Below are 17,368 nucleotides of genomic sequence, written 5' to 3'. Positions count from 1 at the left end.
GACGCCCCGCACAAGGAGAAGAACCACTGGGCAAGCGACAGCCCGAAGGCCCGCCTCCCGCACCGGTGGTGCAGCGCATCCGACTGCGCTACACCAAGCGTGGCCGCCTCCGGTTCACCAGTCACCGAGACTTCCAGCGCGCCTTCGAGCGCGCCCTGCGCCGCGCCGAGGTACCCATGGCGTACTCGGCCGGCTTCACCCCCCACCCCCGCGTCTCGTACGCGAACGCCGCTCCCACCGGCACCGGCAGCGAGGCCGAGTACCTGGAGATCGGCCTCGCGGCGGCCCGTGACCCCGAGAAGCTCCGCGAGCTGCTCGACGAGTCCATGCCGGTCGGCCTCGACATCGTCGACGCCGTCGAGGCCCGGACCTCCGGGCTCGCGGACCGGCTGACGGCCTCCGTGTGGGAGCTGCGGCTGGAGGGCGTGGAGCCCGCCGACGCCGCGCGGGCGGTGGAGTCCTTCCTGGCCGCCGAGACGGTGGAGGTGCAGCGCCGGACCAAGAACGGCATGCGGACCTTCGACACCCGTGGCGCCGTCGTCAGTCTCGAGGCGGTTCCCGCCCAGGCTGATAGGCCGCTGGACAATGCCTGTGCGATACTGCGGCTGGTTGTTCGGCATTTGACACCTGCCGTGCGACCCGACGACGTCCTGTCCGGTCTCCACGCTGTGGCCGACCTGGCGCCGCCGGTCCCCGCAGCGGTGACCAGGCTGGCGCAGGGGCTCTTCGACGAGGAGTCCGGCACGGTGACCGACCCGCTCGCGCCCGACCGCGAAGCTGTCACGGCCGCCCCACCCACGGCCGCCGTGAACGCCGACGCGAAGGCGCCGGAAGGTCCCGCCGCGTAGGGATCGTCGTCGTCGCGCCGCCCTGGCACTCGGGAGCCACCTGGGTCGGGCAGCGCACAGACCTGAAGACTTCCGCCAGGCCGTACGGACAAGACGTACGGAACCGGCGGCCATGGACTACAGCTCCCGTGTGGCGAACGCGCCCCGGAGGCCGGCTCCGCGCCCATCGCGCGGAGCCGTGCCGGACCGGACGTCAGCCGCGGCGCCCGGGAGCGTGACGGGAGAACCGCCCGCATGCTCGAGAACGAAAACGACAACACCCCCGCCGCCGACAGTGGCAGCCCCAGCGACAACCTGCCCCCGCGCAGGCGTCGCCGCGCGGCATCCCGGCCGGCCGGCCCGCCCGGCGGCGTCGCCGAGACGCCCGTAGAGGCCGCTCCCGCTCCCGCCGCCGCGCCCGTCGCGGAGGAGGCTCCGGCCGCTCCCGCTCCGCGTGCCCGCCGTCGTGCCACCCGTGCGGTGGCCGCTCCGGCCGCCGAGGCCGCCGAGGTGGTCGTGGAGTCGGCTCCGGCTGCTGCTCCGGCCGCCGAGGAGGCTCCGGCCGCGCCGGCTCCGCGTACCCGCCGCCGCGCCACCCGCGCCGTCGCCGCCCCCGCTGCCGAGTCCGCGCCGGAGGCGCCCGCAGAGGCGGCCCCCGCCGCGCCGGTCGAGGAGGAGGCTCCGGCCGCTCCCGCTCCGCGTGCCCGTCGCCGTGCCACCCGTGCGGTGGCCGCTCCGGCAGCCGAAGCCGTCGAGGCCGCCGAGGTCGTCGAGGCCGTCGCGGAGCCGGCTGCCGCCCCCGCGGTGGAGGAGGAGGCTCCGGCCGCTCCCGCTCCGCGTGCCCGTCGCCGTGCCACCCGCGCCGTAGCCGCCCCGGCCGCTGCCGAACCCGTCGAGGTCGTCGTGGAGCCGGCCCCGGCCGCTGCTCCCGCCGCCGAGGAGGCTCCGGCCGCGCCGGCTCCGCGTACCCGCCGCCGCGCCACCCGCGCCGTCGCCGCCCCGGCCGTCGAGGAAGCGGAGGAGGCGGAGGAGGAGCAGGCCCCGGCCGCCGCGGTGGAGGCCCCGAAGGCCACCCGTACCGTCGCCGACGCCGTGGACGCCCCGAAGCGCGGCCGCCGCCGCGCCACCCGTTCCTCCGCCCCGGCCGCTCCCGCTGCCCCGGCCGCCCCCGCGCAGCCGGCCGCCCCCGCGCAGCCGGCCGCCGCCGCCGAGCCGGAGGCCGCCCCGTCCGGCCGCCGCCGCGCCGTGCGCCCCTCCGTGGCCGTCTTCCAGGCCCCGGTCTTCGCCGAGCCGATGTTCCAGACCCCGGAGACCGCCGCCCTCGCCGCCGCGGCCGCTGCCGCCGCCTCGGCGGAGGAGGCCGAGGAGGTCGAGGAGGAGGAGACCGAGGCCGAGGCCGAGGTCCAGGCTCCCGCCCCGCAGCCGGCCGGCCGTCGCCGCCGCCGTCGCGGTGGTGTCGAGCCCGTGGCCCCGGCCGAGCCGGAGGCCGTGGAGGAGGAGCCGGAGGCCGAGGCAGCCGAGTTCGACGAGGACGAGACCGACGAGTCGGGCGAGCGTCCCTCGCGCCGTCGCCGCCGTGGGGGCCGCCGTCGCCGCCGCGGTGAGGCCGCCGACCTGGACGAGTCCGCGTACGAGGAGGGCGAGGCCGCCGCGTCGGAGGCCGAGTCCCGCGAGGACGAGCACGAGGACGACGAAGACGAGGCGGAGGAGGCCCTCGGGTCCGCCTCCAGCCGCCGTCGCCGCCGTCGCCGTCGTCGTAGCGGTGACGGTGCCGTCGAGGTCGAGGCGGGCGAGGAGGACGGTGTCCGCACCGTGCTCAAGGTCCGCGAGCCGCGCCCGGCGCGCGAGAAGGCCGAGCCGTCCGACGAGGTGCAGTCCATCAAGGGCTCGACCCGTCTGGAGGCGAAGAAGCAGCGCCGCCGCGAGGGCCGTGAGCAGGGCCGCCGCCGCGTGCCGATCATCACCGAGGCCGAGTTCCTGGCCCGCCGTGAGGCCGTCGAGCGCGTGATGGTGGTCCGCCAGGCCGGCGAGCGCACGCAGATCGGCGTCCTCGAGGACAACGTGCTCGTCGAGCACTACGTCAACAAGGAAGAGGCCACCTCGTACGTCGGCAACGTCTACCTGGGCAAGGTCCAGAACGTGCTGCCGTCGATGGAGGCCGCCTTCATCGACATCGGCAAGGGCCGCAACGCCGTCCTGTACGCCGGTGAGGTCAACTTCGAGGCGCTCGGCATGGCCAACGGGCCGCGCCGCATCGAGTCCGCCCTGAAGTCCGGCCAGTCCGTGCTGGTCCAGGTCACCAAGGACCCGATCGGCCACAAGGGCGCCCGCCTGACCAGCCAGGTCTCGCTGCCGGGCCGCTACCTGGTCTACGTGCCCGAGGGTTCGATGACCGGCATCAGCCGCAAGCTGCCCGACACCGAGCGCGCCCGGCTGAAGACCATCCTCAAGAAGATCGTCCCCGAGGACGCGGGCGTCATCGTGCGCACCGCCGCCGAGGGCGCGAGCGAGGACGAGCTGCGCCGTGACGTCGAGCGTCTGCAGGCCCAGTGGGAGGACATCCAGAAGAAGTCGAAGCAGATCACGACCTCTTCGCCGAGCCTGCTGTACGGCGAGCCGGACATGACCGTCCGCGTCGTGCGCGACATCTTCAACGAGGACTTCTCGAAGGTCATCGTCAGCGGTGACACCGCCTGGGAGACCATCCACGGCTACGTGAACCACGTGGCTCCGGACCTGGCCGACCGGCTGTCGCGCTGGACCTCCGAGGTCGACGTGTTCGCGACGTACCGGATCGACGAGCAGCTCGCCAAGGCGCTCGACCGCAAGGTGTGGCTGCCCTCGGGCGGTTCCCTCGTGATCGACAAGACCGAGGCGATGATCGTCATCGACGTCAACACCGGCAAGTTCACCGGTCAGGGCGGCAACCTCGAGGAGACCGTCACCAGGAACAACCTGGAGGCGGCCGAGGAGATCGTCCGCCAGCTGCGGCTGCGCGACCTGGGCGGCATCGTCGTCATCGACTTCATCGACATGGTCCTGGAGTCCAACCGCGACCTGGTGCTGCGGCGCATGCTGGAGTGCCTGGGCCGCGACCGTACGAAGCACCAGGTGGCCGAGGTCACCTCGCTGGGCCTGGTCCAGATGACCCGCAAGCGGGTGGGCCAGGGTCTGCTGGAGTCCTTCTCCGAGACCTGTGTCCACTGCAACGGCCGCGGTGTGATCGTGCACATGGAGACCCCGACAGCGGTCGGCGGCGGTGGCAACGGCAAGCGCTCCAAGCGCCGCGCCGGCCGCGCCCTGGAGCACGAGCACGAGCACGAGCTGGAGACGGCCGGGGCCGTCGAGGCCGAGGTGCTGGAGGCCGAGACCGAGACCGAGGCCGAGGTGGCCGCGGAGCTCGCCGCGCCGCGGGCGCTGCCGGAGCCGGCGTTCGCGCCGGACGAGGAGCTGTACGGCAGCGCGGCGGAGGCCGAGGCCGCCGCCGGCATCAGCGGGCGCCGCAACCGCCGCCGTGCCACCCGCAAGGCGACCGCTCCGGCGGGCGCGCCGCGTGGTGCCCGGTCCGCCGCTCCGGAGCCGGTGACCCCGGTGGTGGAGGCCGAGCCGGTCACCGAGCCCGCCGACACGGTGCTGGAGCCGGCCACCGAGGTCGTCGCCGAGGCCGTGGAGGCCGCGGAGACGGTCGAGGCCGCGCCGGCCGCCCCGGTGGAGGAGGCCGCGCCGAAGGGCCGCACCCGTCGCCGGGCGACCCGTAAGGCGACGGCCGCGGAGCCGGAGCCGGTCGTGGCCCCGGAGCCCGTGGCCGAGGCCGAGCCGGAGCCTGAGCCTGAGCCGGTCGTGGAGGCCGTCGCGGAGCCGGTCGCCGTGCCCGTGGTCGAGGAGCCGGTCGTCGCGCCCGAGCCCGTGGTCGCCGAGACCCCGGCCGAGCCCGTCGTGGCGGCCGCACCGGCCCGTCCGCGCCGTCGTGCCGTACGCAGGGCCACCGCGCCCGCCGGTGCGGCGGAGGCGGCCGTCGTGGTCGTCGAGGCCCCGGCCGCCGAGCCCGCGCCGGTGGAGGCGCAGGCCCCGGCCGAGACCGGAGCCGAGGCCGAAGCCGAGGCGCCGGCACCCGCCAAGAAGGCCACCCGCAAGGCTCCGGCCAAGAAGGCGGCCACCACGGCGAAGAAGGCCCCGGCCAAGAAGGCGGCGGCCGCCAAGAAGACCGTCGCGAAGAAGGCGACGGCGAAGAAGACCACGGCGAAGCGGGCCACGAAGAAGACCGCGGCGGCGGAGCAGAGCGCTCCGTCCGTCTCGGCTCCGACCGAGGACTGATCCGTTCCGTGACCGTGGACCCCGCCTCCGGGCGGGGTCCACGGTGCCGCGGGGCCCGGTTTGACCCTCCGGAACCAGCCCCGTAACCTAGACCGTCGGCGTGTCTTGAACGATTACCCGTTCAGCGTGCGTCGCGCTCCTGAGCACCTTCCTCCTGTACGCCCGCGCGAGCGGGTGGGTCGCGGGAGAGGCCGCTCGTCCAATTCCGGATCACCGCGGGCCCCGGCCCGCGTGAGCGGCTGGCTTCAGGAGCATCCGTCCCGAGTGAGAGAGAGATCCGCGTGTACGCCATCGTGCGCAGCGGTGGTCGCCAGCACAAGGTTGCTGTCGGCGACATCGTTGAGGTTGACAAGATTTCCACTGCCAAGGCTGGCGACACGGTCGAACTCTCGACCCTGCTCGTTGTCGACGGCGACGCCGTGACCAGCGACCCGTGGGTGCTGGCCGGGATCAAGGTCACGGCCGAGGTCGTGGACCACACCAAGGGCGCCAAGATCGACATCCTGCGCTACAAGAACAAGACCGGCTACCGCCGTCGCCAGGGTCACCGCCAGCAGTACACGGCGATCAAGGTCACCGGTATCCCCACGGCTGCGAAGTAAGAGGGACTGAGACATGGCACACAAGAAGGGCGCATCGTCCACCCGGAACGGGCGCGATTCCAACGCTCAGCGGCTCGGCGTGAAGCGCTTCGGCGGTCAGGTCGTCTCCGCCGGCGAGATCCTCGTCCGCCAGCGCGGCACCCACTTCCACCCGGGTGCGGGTGTCGGTCGCGGTGGCGACGACACGCTGTTCGCGCTGCTGCCGGGTGCGGTGCAGTTCGGTACGCACCGTGGCCGCAAGGTCGTCAACATCGTTCCGGCCGCCTGATCCAGCTTCCCGCTGCATCACACGCGTTCGTAACATCCCGAGGGCGGATCTCAGCTCTTCCCGGCGCATGCCGGGAAGAGGGGTCCGCCCTCGGCGCGTTGTCACATAGACACGTTTAATGGGCAGCAAGGTCTGCCCGGGACATTCCCGTATGTATCTGGAGGAACACCCATGACCACCTTCGTGGACCGCGTCGAGCTGCACGTCGCCGCGGGTAACGGGGGCCACGGCTGCGCCTCCGTACACCGGGAGAAGTTCAAGCCGCTCGGCGGCCCCGACGGCGGCAACGGCGGCCGTGGCGGCGACGTCATCCTGGTGGTGGAGCAGGCGATCACCACCCTGCTGGACTACCACCACAGCCCGCACCGCAAGGCCACCAACGGCAAGCCCGGCGAGGGCGGCAACCGCTCCGGCAAGGACGGCCAGGACCTGGTCCTGCCCGTGCCGGACGGCACCGTCGTCCTCGACAAGGAGGGCAACGTCCTCGCCGACCTCGTCGGCCAGGGCACCACCTACGTCGCCGCCGAGGGCGGCCGTGGCGGCCTCGGCAACGCAGCGCTCTCCTCCGCCCGCCGCAAGGCCCCCGGCTTCGCGCTCCTCGGTGTCCCCGGCACCACCGGCGACATCGTCCTGGAGCTGAAGACCGTCGCCGACGTGGCGCTGGTCGGCTTCCCGAGCGCCGGCAAGTCCTCGCTGATCTCGGTGCTCTCCGCCGCCAAGCCGAAGATCGCGGACTACCCCTTCACCACGCTCGTCCCGAACCTGGGCGTGGTCACGGCCGGCTCGACCGTCTACACCATCGCCGACGTCCCGGGTCTGATCCCCGGCGCCAGCCAGGGCAAGGGCCTCGGCCTGGAGTTCCTGCGCCACGTCGAGCGCTGCTCCGTGCTGGTGCACGTCCTCGACACGGCCACCCTGGAGTCGGACCGCGACCCGCTCGGCGACCTCGACCTCATCGAGGAGGAGCTGCGGCTCTACGGCGGCGGTCTGGAGAACCGTCCGCGCCTGGTCGTGCTGAACAAGGTCGACATCCCCGACGGCCAGGACCTCGCCGAGATGGTCCGCCCGGACCTGGAGGCCCGCGGCTACAAGGTCTTCGAGGTCTCCGCGGTGGCCCGCACGGGCCTGAAGGAACTGTCGTACTTCCTCGCCGAGGTCGTGGCGAAGGCGCGGGCCCGCAAGCCCAAGCAGGAGGCGACCCGTATCGTCATCCGGCCGAAGGCCGTGGACGACACCGGCTTCACCGTCGCCTACGACGAGGTGGAGGAGGTCTACCGGGTGCGCGGCGAGAAGCCGGAGCGCTGGGTGCGCCAGACCGACTTCAACAACGACGAGGCCGTCGGCTACCTCGCCGACCGGCTCAACCGCCTCGGTGTCGAGGACGCGCTGCGCAAGGCCGGTGCCAAGGCGGGCGACGGCGTCGCCATCGGCTCCGAGGAGAACGCGGTCGTCTTCGACTGGGAGCCGACCGTGATGGCCGGCGCCGAGATGCTGGGCCGCCGCGGTGAGGACCACCGTATGGACGCCCCGCGTCCGGCCACCCAGCGCCGCAAGGAGAAGGACGCCCGGCGCGGCGACAGCGCCCAGCAGGAGTACGACGAGTTCCGTCCCTTCTGATGCGGTTCCCCGGACGCGTGACGCCGTGCTCGCCCGAACGCGGCTGCACGCCGTTCGCCTAGGATCCTGCGGGTGAGCAGCAGCCATTCCAGCAGTGACACCCCCGCGGCCCCCGGCGTCTCGGTGGTGGTGATCGCGTACAACGACGCCGGGCTCGTGGGCGAGGCCGTCTCCTCGGCCCTCGCCCAGGGCCCGGTGGTCGCCGAGGTCATCGCCGTGGACGACGCCTCCTCGGACGGGACCGGGCGCGTGCTGGACGAGCTGGCCGCGGCCCACCCGCGTCTGAGGGTCGTCCACCGCACGGAGAACAGCGGCGGCTGCGGCACCCCCCGCAACGACGGGATCGCCGCCGCACTCTCCCCGTACGTGCTGTTCCTGGACAGTGACGACGTCCTGCCGCCGGGCGCCGCCGAGGCGCTGCTGCGGGCGGCCGAGGAGCACCGGGCGCCGGTCACGGTCGGCGCGTGCGTGCGCCGCGAGCTGCCGGAGGGCCGCGAGGTGCCCTGGATGCCCGGCCTGTACACGCCGGGCGAGGTGATCGAGCGGCCCGCCGACCGGCCCGAGCTGGTCCGCGACACCCTCTGCGTCAACAAGCTGTACGAGCGGGCCTTCCTGGAGGAGCACCGGATCCGCTTCCCCGACGGCCGGTTCGTGTACGAGGACTTCGTCTTCACCTCCCGCGTCCTGGCGGCCGCCCCCCGGATCGCGGTCATCGGCGACCTCGTCTACGTCTGGCACGTGCGCCGCAGCGCCGCCCGGGTGTCGATCTCCCTGGACCGCAAGGACGTCGGCAACTGGCGCTCCCGCGTCGAGGCGCACCGCACCGCCTCCCGCACCCTCGCCGCCGCCTCCCCGGAGCTGGGGCGCGCCTGCCAGGTGAAGTTCCTGGACTACGACCTGCGGATGTACCTGCGCGAGCTGGGCCGGGACCCGGAGTACCGGGCCGCCTGGTGGACGCTGACCCGTGCGTACCTGGCGGGCTTCGACCCCGCCGACGTCGAGGCGGCCCCCGCCCGCGCCCGCTGGGCCGCGCGGGTGCTCGCGGCGGCCGAGGCGCCGCCCGGCGACGTGGAGCGGCTGATGCGCTTCGCCGCCGAGCCGGCCCGGCTGCTGCCCCCGTACGCCCGTGACGCGGCGGGGCGGCCGGTGTGGAGCGCGGAGCTGCCGGTGCCGCTGGACGGGCTCGACGCCCTGCCGGTGTCCGAGCTGCCCGTCTGCGTCGACGCCGAGCCCGCCGGGGGCGCCGCCGTACGGATCCGGGTGCGCGACCTGTACGGGCGGCTCGCCGCGGCCGGTCCGCAGACCGTCCGGCTGAGCTTCCCGCCCCGGGCGGGCGGCGATCCCGTGCTGGGGCCTCCGGTGGAGCTGCGCGCCGCCGCCGACGGGGACGGGTGGACCGCCGAGGTGCCGTTCCGGCCGGCCGGGCTGGCCGCCGAGGGGCGCCGCCGGGGGCTGCGCGGGATGCAGGCCTGGGACGTCCGGGTGGGCGTGGGCTGCGCCGACGGGAGCTCCCTGGTCACCTCCCTGCGCCCCCTGGGCGGACTGCTCCGCCGCAGGGCCCTGCCCAGCAGCCGGTACGGTGTTCTGCTGGCGCAGCCCTACCGCACGGCCGCCGGGGCGCTGGCCGTGCGCCTCGCGCCCGGTGCCGGGGGCGCGCTGACCTTCGTACGCAACCGCCTCGACCGCGCCCGCACGCGCAGGTCACGCTAGAGCTCGGGAGATACGCATGACATTTCTGATCACCGGTGGCGCCGGCTACATCGGCGCGCACGTCGTCCGGGCGATGCTGCTCGCGGGGGAGCAGGTCGTGGTTTTCGACGACCTCTCCACGGGCAGGGAGGAGCGCGTACCCGAGGGCGTCCCGCTGGTGACGGCGTCGGTGCTGGACCGCCTCGCCCTGGACCAGGCCCTCACCGAGCACAGGATCACCGGCGTGGTGCACCTGGCGGGCAAGAAGCAGGTCGGCGAGTCCGTCGAGAAGCCGCTGTACTACTACCGCGAGAACGTCCAGGGCCTCACGGTGCTGCTGGAGGCCGTGGCGCAGGCCGGGATCCGCAACTTCCTCTTCTCCTCCTCCGCCTCCGTGTACGGCATGCCCGACGTGGACTCCGTCACCGAGGAGACCCCGTGCCGGCCGCTGAGCCCGTACGGCGAGACGAAGCTGGCCGGTGAGTGGCTGGTCCGCGCCGCCGGCAAGGCGCACGGCATCTCCACCGCCTGCCTGCGCTACTTCAACGTGGCGGGCGCGGCCACCCCCGAGCTCGCCGACACCGGGGTCTTCAACCTGGTCCCGATGGTCTTCGAGCGCTACGACGCCGGCGAGGGCGCCCGCATCTTCGGGGACGACTACCCGACGCCGGACGGCACCTGCATCCGCGACTACATCCACGTCGAGGACCTCGCGGACGCCCACGTGGTGGCCGCCCGCCGGCTGGCCGAGTGGGGGGCGGCGGGGGAGTACAAGGACCTCACCGTCAACATCGGGCGCGGCGAGGGCGTGTCCGTGAGGGAGATGGTGGAGCTGCTGAACGCGGGTACCGGGCACAGCTACGCGCCCGTCGTCACCCCGCGCCGTCCCGGTGACCCGGCGAAGGTCGTGGCCTCCGCCGACCGGATCGCGGCCGAGCTGGGCTGGAAGGCGCGGCACGACGTCCGCGAGATGATCACCTCGGCGTGGGCGGGCTGGGAGGCCAACCGCACGTCCGCCCACCGGGACCACCACAAGGACATCCACACGGTCTGACCCACCCGGCCCCGCCGCGCAGGGGGCTGCGGCCCGCCGGGTCGCCGTGTACGCAAGCCGCCCGCCCCGGACCGGGTCCGGGGCGGGCGGCTTGCGTACACGGCGGTGGTCAGCGGTCGAGGAAGGCGAACAGCGCTTCCCACCGGTCGGTGATCTCCTCGGGCGCGTAGCGCCGCACGTTGCGGAAGGCCTCGTCGCCGAGTGCCTCGCGCGTGTCGCGGTCCGACATCAGCGTGTCGAGGTGCCCGGCCAGCTCCATCGTGTTGCCCAGGCGGGCCAGCAGGCCGTCCTCGCCGTGCCGCACGATCTCGCGCACGCCCGGCGCGCAGTCGAAGGCGGCCACGGGCAGGCCCGCCGCCATCGCCTCCAGCAGGGTGATCGGGAACCCCTCGGCGCGGGAGGCCTGGGCGAAGACGGAGGCCTCGCGCAGCGCGCCGAGGACGTCGCAGGTGCTGCCCATCCACTCCACGGAGTCGTCCAGGCCGAGCGAGGTGCAGTGCGCCCGCAGGGTCGCCTCCTCGGTGCCCGCGCCGTAGATCCGCAGGGTCCAGTCGGGGTGGCGCGGGACCGCGTCCGCCCACGCGTCGAGCAGCAGGTCCACGCCCTTCTCGAAGGCGAGGCGGCCCACGCTCGCGACGACCTTGGCGGTACGGGGAGCGGGGGAGTCCGGCGTGAACGGCAACGGGTTCGGCATGCTGTCGACGTTCTGCATGCCGGCCCGGATCCACAGGTCCGCGTCCTCCGGGGTGAGCACCAGCATCCGGTCGGCCTCGGGGTAGAAGCGGCGGACCCGCTCGCCCCGGCTGGACTTGTGGCTGGCCTCGAAGGACTCGTGGCTCATCCCGATGACCGACAGCCCCTTGGTGTCGGCGAGGGCCACCCACTCCATCGCCCAGACCTGCGTGACGATCACGACGGCGCCGGGCCGGGCCGCGCGGAACAGGGCGCTCAGCGTCTCCGCCTTGGCCCGCATCAGGGCCCGCCGGGCCGCCTGGCGGCGCCGCTCGGGCGCGTTGAGGCGGCCCTTGATGCCGTGGAGCCTGCGGGCCTTCGGCGGGTGGGTCTCGTACAGGGTCGTCATCTCGTACGGGAGGCCGTCGGGCAGCTGCTGTCGGATCTCCGCGGCGACGGGCGCGATGCCGACGACGTGCACCCGGTGGCCGCGGTCGGTGAAGAGCCGGGCCATCTGGTGCGACCAGGTGGTCACGCCGCCCAGCTCGTCCACGCTGTTGGAGACGAGGAAGATGTCGCGGCCGCCCGGCGCGTCGGACTCGTGGGGCTGCTGGCTCACTTGCCGCTCCTGGTGAAGAACTTCTCGACGATCCGGCGGGCGGCGTCCCCGCGGTCGTACTCCCCGAACTCGGTGAGGAAGCGCCGGCGGGCCTCCGCGTACTTGGCGTCGGCCTCGTCGAAGGCGGAGACGGCCTGCATCAGCTCGTCCGCCGTGGCCACCACCGGTCCCGGCGCCTTCTCCTTCAGGTCGAAGTAGGTGCCGCGGATGTCCGTCGCGTACTTCTCGTAGTCGTAGGCGAAGAACAGCATCGGCCGGTCCAGCACCGCGTAGTCGAACATCACGGACGAGTAGTCCGTGATCAGCCCGTCGGCCAGCGCCAGCAGCGGGGTGATGTCGTGGTGCCGGGACACGTCGATCACCCGGCCGGCCACCGACGGCGGCAGCGAGACGCTGTTGAGGTAGTGGGTGCGCACCAGCAGCGTGAAGCGGTCGCCGAGCCGGTCCGCGAACTCCTCCACGTCGAAGGGGAACTCGAAGCCCTCCACCGTGCCGTCGGCGGCCGCCCGGAAGGTCGGCGCGTACAACAGCACCCGCTTGTCCGGGTCGATGCCCAGCTCCGCGGCGAGCGGACCGCGCACGCGCTCACCGCTGTCCGTCTCGGCGCGGTGCGCCTCGACGAGGGCGTCGTTGCGCGGGTAACCGGTGCGCAGCAGCACCTCGTCGCGCAGCCGGAAGCCCCGGGCGAGGGTGCGCACGTCGTGCTCCGAGCGGACCAGGAAGTGGTCGAAGCGGTCGACGGCCGCCTGGAGGCGGTCCTGCGCCGGCCGGCCCTGCGCCTTGGTCCGGGGCTCGTGGAAGCCCATCCGCTTGAGCGCGGAGCCGTGCCAGGTCTGGATGTACGTGGTCCCCGGGCGCTTGCGCAGCGCCAGCGGGAAGCCCTGGTTGTCGACCCAGTACTCGGCCTGGGCCAGCGCCCGCAGGTAGGGCCAGCTCCAGCGCCGCACCAGGGTGGCGCCTTCGGGGAAGCCGGTGGGCTTGCCGCCCGCGTAGGACCAGATCGCCTCGAAGGGCGCGCCCTGGCGGACCATCTCCTCGTAGATCGCCCTCGGGCTGTCGCTGTACTGCTTGCCCATGTGGCTCTCGAAGACGACCGTGCCCTTCTTGACCGGCAGCTTCGAGAAGACCTCGTGGTAGACCTTCACCTTCTGCTCGCCCGAGCCCAGGTTGCGGCGGGCCCTCAGGGCCCGGCGCAGGCTGCGCTTGACCACGCCGGCGGCCTTGCCGTGCATGGCGCTGCTGATCAGCTTCTGGGTGCGTACGGCCGGGGCGCCCTCGGCGGTCAGGACGTAGGAGAGGTTGCCCTTCTTGGTGATCTCCGGCTGGAAGCGGTCGGAGACCAGCCGGGTCAGGCGCGGGCGCACCCGCAGGCGGGCGGCCGACTCCAGGTCGACCCCGCCGGCCGACACGCGGGTGGTGATCCGGTCGCCGCCGGCGGTCAGCTTCAGGCGCACGTCCCAGACGGCGTCGATGATGCCGAGCGGGCGGACGGTGCTGCCGATGTCGGCCGTGGCGGTCCACTCGATCGTGTCACCGGCGTGGCGCACGGTTGCCGCCGGGAAGCTGAAGGAGCGCACCCCGATCTGCCGGCGGGCCCGGAACTCCAGGGAGGCCTTGAGCGCGGTGCCCTCCTTGATGCGGCCCAGGGGGTTCACGACGGCGCCGGACAGGGTGACGGTGCCGCGCCCGTCGTCCTCGTACGAGGTCAGGCGGTTGCCCAGGATCAGGGAGGAGAGCGGGGCCGTGTGGAAGCCCTGCTCGGTGACGTCCAGTATCCGGCGGCCCTCGGCGTCGTCGAGGTGGGCGCCGCACCAGTAGACGCGGCCGTCGCGCTCGGCGAGGGGGGAGGACAGCCGGCCCTTGTTGGTCATCGCGTCGGCGGCCGGGAGGAGGTTGTCCCAGTCCTCCTTGCCGAGCAGGTAGGCGCAGATGGCCTGGAGGTGGTTGACGCTCTCGTAGGCCGCCGGGTCGATGCCGGCCAGGTAGCCGTTGGCGAGCCGGGCGAACTCCCGGCGGTACTCGTCGCCCAGCAGCGGCAGGTCGCGCAGGTGCAGGACCAGGTCGTGCTTGAGGAACTTGGCGTCCTTCGCGGTCCTGATGGCGGTGTGGCCCTCGGCCGCCAGCAGCTCGTCGACCCGGCGGTGGATCTCCATCCGGTGGACGAAGTTCTCGATCTCGTGGCGCCGGTTGCTGATCGACTTCGACTGGGCCTTCTCGACCACGTTCCAGAAGTAGACGTGGTTCGGGATCAGGGTGATGCGCCGGGCGGCGACGTAGGCCTGGGCCGAGAACAGCAGGTCCTCGTAGTGGATGCCGACGGGGAACTCCAGGCCCTGTTCGAGCAGGAAGGAGCGCCGGTAGCACTTGTTGGTGGAGAGGGTGTCGTAGACCAGCAGGTCCGGGTACTCGGTGATCGACTCCAGCGTGCGGGTGTGGGAGTAGATCCACGGGTACCACTCCGTGGTCTTGCCCCACCGGTTGTCGAGGTGCACGCGCACGCACATGCCCGAGACCAGGTCGGAGCCGGTGCGCTCGGCGGCCGCCAGCATGTTCCGGCAGGCGTTGCGCTCCAGTACGTCGTCGCTGTCCAGGAACATGACGTAGCTGCCGGTGGCCTGCCGGATGCCGTGGTTGCGGGGCGCGCCGCAGCCGCCGCTGTTCTCGGGCAGCCGGAAGGCGCGCACGCGTCCCGGGTGCGCGGCCTCCAGCTCCTGGGCGACCGCGTAGGACCGGTCCTTGCTGCAGTCGTCCACGATCACGACTTCGACCCCGCGCAGGGTCTGGTCCAAAACCGACTGGACGGCTGTCGGAAGACGCTCTGCGTCGTTGTAGACGATGACGACCACGGAGACGTCAGGCACGTGCACCTCGATCCCTTCGTTCCATTCCGCTTATTCAGTCAAAGCTACCGTGTGCGGCACGCGACTCGGGCAGGCCGGCCACCGGCGTGCATACTTCTAAGGAAGAGGTGAGTGGCGGGTCCGGTCGCCGACAATCACCCGTAAGGACGCAGCAGGAAGTGCTCATGACCAAGCTGTCGGTAGTTGTCCCCTGTTACAACGAAGAAGCCGTCATCGACCGGTTCGACGCCGAGATCCGCAGGGTCCTGGACGCCCTGCCCGTCGAGTACGAGGTCTGCTACGTCGACGACGGCAGCCGTGACGGGACCCTCGGCAAGCTCCGCAAGATCGCCGCCGAGCACGGGGAGCAGACGCGGTACGTCTCCTTCAGCCGGAACTTCGGCAAGGAGGCGGGCATGCTCGCCGGGCTGCGCGAGGCCACCGGCGACGCCGTGGTGATCATGGACGCGGACCTCCAGCACCCGCCGGAGCTGATCGCCACCATGCTGGAGCACTACCGGCAGGGCCACGACCAGATCATCGCCCGGCGCACCCGCGAGGGCGACAAGAAGGTCCGTTCCGCCCTCAGCCGCCTCTACTACCGCGGGGTCAACCGCTGGGTGGACGTGGAGCTCACCGACGGGGTCGGCGACTTCCGGATGCTCTCGCGCCCCGCCGTCGACGCCCTGCTCGCGCTCCCCGAGTACAACCGCTTCTCCAAGGGCCTCTTCTCCTGGATCGGCTTCGACACCGTCCACTTCGACTACCAGAACGCCCAGCGCGAGGCCGGCGAGACCAAGTGGAAGTTCGGGTCCCTGCTGAACTACGGCATGGACGGGCTGATCTCCTTCAACAACAAGCCGCTGCGCCTCGGGATCTGGCTCGGCGTGTCGCTGGTGGCGCTGACCGGCCTGTACGCGCTGTGGATCACCGTCATGGCGATCACCCACGGCATCGACTCGCCCGGTTACGTCACGATCGTCGCCATGATCGCCGGTATCGGCGGCATGCAGATGATCATGCTGGGGCTGATCGGCGAGTACATCGGCCGCATCTACTACGAGAGCAAGCGCCGCCCGCACTTCCTGGTGAAGGAAGCGCACGGGGCCGAGCGGGTGCCCGGCATCTCCGAAGCCGTGATCGCGGAGCGCAGCCGCTGATGGGCGACCGCGACGGCCGGCGCGGGCAGCTCGGCCAGATCTTCCGGTTCGCCCTCGTGGGCGGGGTGAACACCGGCACCTTCTTCGGCATCTACCTGCTGCTGCACCCGTGGATGCCCTACTTCGCCGCGTACACGCTGGCCTTCCTGCTGTCGATGGTCGGGTCGTTCTTCATGAACACCTACTTCACCTACCGCACCCGGCCCACCTGGAAGAAGTTCCTCCTCTTCCCGCTGACGAACGTCACCAACTACGTCATCCAGTCCGCGGGCCTCTACGCCCTCGTCACCTGGGCGGGGATGGACACCCGGATCGCGCCGCTCGTCGCGGCCGTCGTCGCCATCCCGTTCACCTTCCTCCTCTCGCGCAGGATCCTGATCCCGGGCACCGGCGGCCGCGCCGGTGCCGCCTCCGGGCCGGAGCCCGAGCGGGTGCCGGGGTGCTCCTCGTCCACGGTCTGAAACCGGCGGGCGGGCCCGGCGCCCCACCCCGTAGCCTGGGCCGGTCGCACGGATCGGTCGGTTTGGTGAGGGGAAAGACGTGTCAACGGCTAGGCAAGGTGTCGTGGACGCCCGCAGGATCGTGGTCAAGGTCGGCTCCTCCTCCCTGACCACCGCGGCGGGCGGACTCGACGCCGACCGCGTGGACGCGCTGGTCGACGTACTCGCCAAGGCCCGCAGCGGCGGGGAGAAGGAGATCGTCCTGGTCTCCTCCGGAGCCATCGCGGCGGGCCTCTCCCCGCTCGGCCTGGCACGCCGCCCCAAGGACCTCGCCCGGCAGCAGGCCGCCGCCAGCGTCGGACAGGGCCTGCTCGTCGCCCGGTACACCGCCTCCTTCGCCCGCTACGGCGTCCGCGTCGGACAGGTCCTGCTGACCACCGACGACACCAGCCGGCGCGCCCACTACCGCAACGCCTACCGGACCCTGGACCAGCTCCTCGCCATGGGAGCCCTGCCGGTGGTCAACGAGAACGACACCGTCGCCACCGACGAGATCCGCTTCGGCGACAACGACCGGCTCGCCGCCCTCGTCGCCCACCTCGTCCGCGCCGACCTCCTCGTCCTGCTCTCCGACGTCGACGGGCTCTACGACGGCGACCCGTCCCTGCCGGGCACCACCCGCATCGACGAGGTGCGCGGTCCCGAGGACATCGCCCACGTCTCCATCGGCAGCGCCGGCAAGGCGGGCGTCGGCACCGGCGGCATGGTCACCAAGGTCGAGGCGGCGCGGATCGCCGCCGCCGCCGGGATCCCGGTGGTCCTCACCTCCGCCAGCCAGGCCGCCGACGCGCTGGCCGGCCGCGAGACCGGTACGCACTTCCACGCCACCGGCCGCCGCTCCGCGGACCGGCTCCTGTGGCTCCAGCACGCCTCCACCCCGCAGGGGCACCTCGTGCTGGACGACGGAGCCGTCCGCGCGGTCACCGAGCGCGGCAGCTCCCTGCTCGCCGCCGGCATCGCCGCCGTCGAAGGCGACTTCAGCGCGGGCGACCCCGTGGAACTGCGCGCCGCCGACGGCCGCGCCGTGGCCCGGGGCCTCGTGAACTTCGACGCGAAGGAACTTCCGCAGCTTCTCGGCCGCTCCACCCGTGAGCTTGCGCGGGAGCTCGGACCTGCGTACGAGCGGGAGGTCGTCCACCGCGACGATCTGGTGCTGCTGCAGGGCTGAGATCCGGCAAAACCGCCGCGCGGCGGGCGGGGGACTGG

12 protein-coding genes are annotated in these 17,368 nt (G+C 72.8%); 10 read left to right on the top strand and 2 right to left on the bottom strand.

Translation table 11 applies throughout. The features are described 5' to 3' along the window. The first annotated feature begins 68 nt into the window (after positions 1–68). The 7 genes from ACZ501_RS03565 (at position 69) to galE (ending at position 10,371) form a co-directional block, all read left to right on the top strand. Complete coding sequence (locus ACZ501_RS03565; RefSeq protein WP_361601639.1) at positions 69–848, top strand: TIGR03936 family radical SAM-associated protein; 780 nt, start codon at positions 69–71, stop codon at positions 846–848. 234 nt (positions 849–1,082) lie between these two features. Next, positions 1,083–5,141 (top strand): Rne/Rng family ribonuclease, encoded by a 4,059-nt coding sequence (locus tag ACZ501_RS03560; RefSeq protein ID WP_468792193.1) that lies wholly within the window; start codon positions 1,083–1,085, stop codon positions 5,139–5,141. A 281-nt stretch (positions 5,142–5,422) separates the two neighbouring features. Continuing rightward, positions 5,423–5,743 carry a 50S ribosomal protein L21 gene (gene rplU, locus ACZ501_RS03555; RefSeq protein WP_007264039.1) on the top strand — a complete coding sequence of 107 codons (321 nt, stop codon included), beginning with the start codon at positions 5,423–5,425 and terminating at the stop codon, positions 5,741–5,743. A gap of 13 nt (positions 5,744–5,756) precedes the next feature. Continuing rightward, positions 5,757–6,011, top strand: a complete 255-nt coding sequence (gene rpmA / locus ACZ501_RS03550) for a 50S ribosomal protein L27 (RefSeq protein ID WP_007264038.1) — start codon at positions 5,757–5,759, stop codon at positions 6,009–6,011. Between the two features lie 171 nt (positions 6,012–6,182). Next, positions 6,183–7,628, top strand: coding sequence for a GTPase ObgE (gene obgE / locus ACZ501_RS03545; RefSeq protein WP_361609761.1), 1,446 nt, complete (start codon positions 6,183–6,185; stop codon positions 7,626–7,628). A gap of 72 nt (positions 7,629–7,700) precedes the next feature. Continuing rightward, positions 7,701–9,338: a glycosyltransferase family 2 protein gene (locus ACZ501_RS03540; RefSeq protein ID WP_468792190.1), complete on the top strand. Its 1,638-nt coding sequence runs from the start codon at positions 7,701–7,703 to the stop codon at positions 9,336–9,338. Positions 9,339–9,354: 16 nt separating this feature from the next. Continuing rightward, positions 9,355–10,371, top strand: coding sequence for a UDP-glucose 4-epimerase GalE (gene galE, locus ACZ501_RS03535; RefSeq protein WP_468792187.1), 1,017 nt, complete (start codon positions 9,355–9,357; stop codon positions 10,369–10,371). Between the two features lie 109 nt (positions 10,372–10,480). Here galE and ACZ501_RS03530 read toward each other — a convergent pair whose 3' ends face one another. Then, positions 10,481–11,662 (bottom strand): glycosyltransferase, encoded by a 1,182-nt coding sequence (locus tag ACZ501_RS03530; RefSeq protein ID WP_361610106.1) that lies wholly within the window; start codon positions 11,660–11,662, stop codon positions 10,481–10,483. After that, a complete protein-coding gene (locus ACZ501_RS03525) occupies positions 11,659–14,529 on the bottom strand; it encodes a bifunctional glycosyltransferase/CDP-glycerol:glycerophosphate glycerophosphotransferase (protein ID WP_362465907.1) in 2,871 nt (956 codons plus the stop codon). The genes ACZ501_RS03530 and ACZ501_RS03525 overlap by 4 nt, the downstream gene beginning before the upstream one ends. Before the next feature lie 158 nt (positions 14,530–14,687). Between ACZ501_RS03525 and ACZ501_RS03520 the strand changes: the two genes are divergently transcribed. From ACZ501_RS03520 to proB, 3 genes are all read left to right on the top strand, one after another. Then, on the top strand, positions 14,688–15,662 hold the full coding sequence (locus tag ACZ501_RS03520) for a glycosyltransferase family 2 protein (protein ID WP_361610108.1): 975 nt from the start codon (positions 14,688–14,690) through the stop codon (positions 15,660–15,662). Continuing rightward, complete coding sequence (locus ACZ501_RS03515) at positions 15,662–16,123, top strand: GtrA family protein (RefSeq protein ID WP_362465910.1); 462 nt, start codon at positions 15,662–15,664, stop codon at positions 16,121–16,123. Before ACZ501_RS03520 ends, ACZ501_RS03515 begins: the two co-directional genes overlap by 1 nt. A gap of 79 nt (positions 16,124–16,202) precedes the next feature. After that, entirely contained in the window at positions 16,203–17,330 is a 1,128-nt protein-coding gene (gene proB / locus ACZ501_RS03510) for a glutamate 5-kinase (RefSeq protein ID WP_361610110.1), read from the top strand. Positions 17,331–17,368 lie beyond the last annotated feature (38 nt).

The sequence above is a fragment of the Streptomyces sp. NPDC034085 genome (assembly GCF_055575555.1).
The sequence above is the reverse complement of the archived record's forward strand: the minus strand, read 5'-3'. Positions and strand labels throughout refer to the sequence as shown.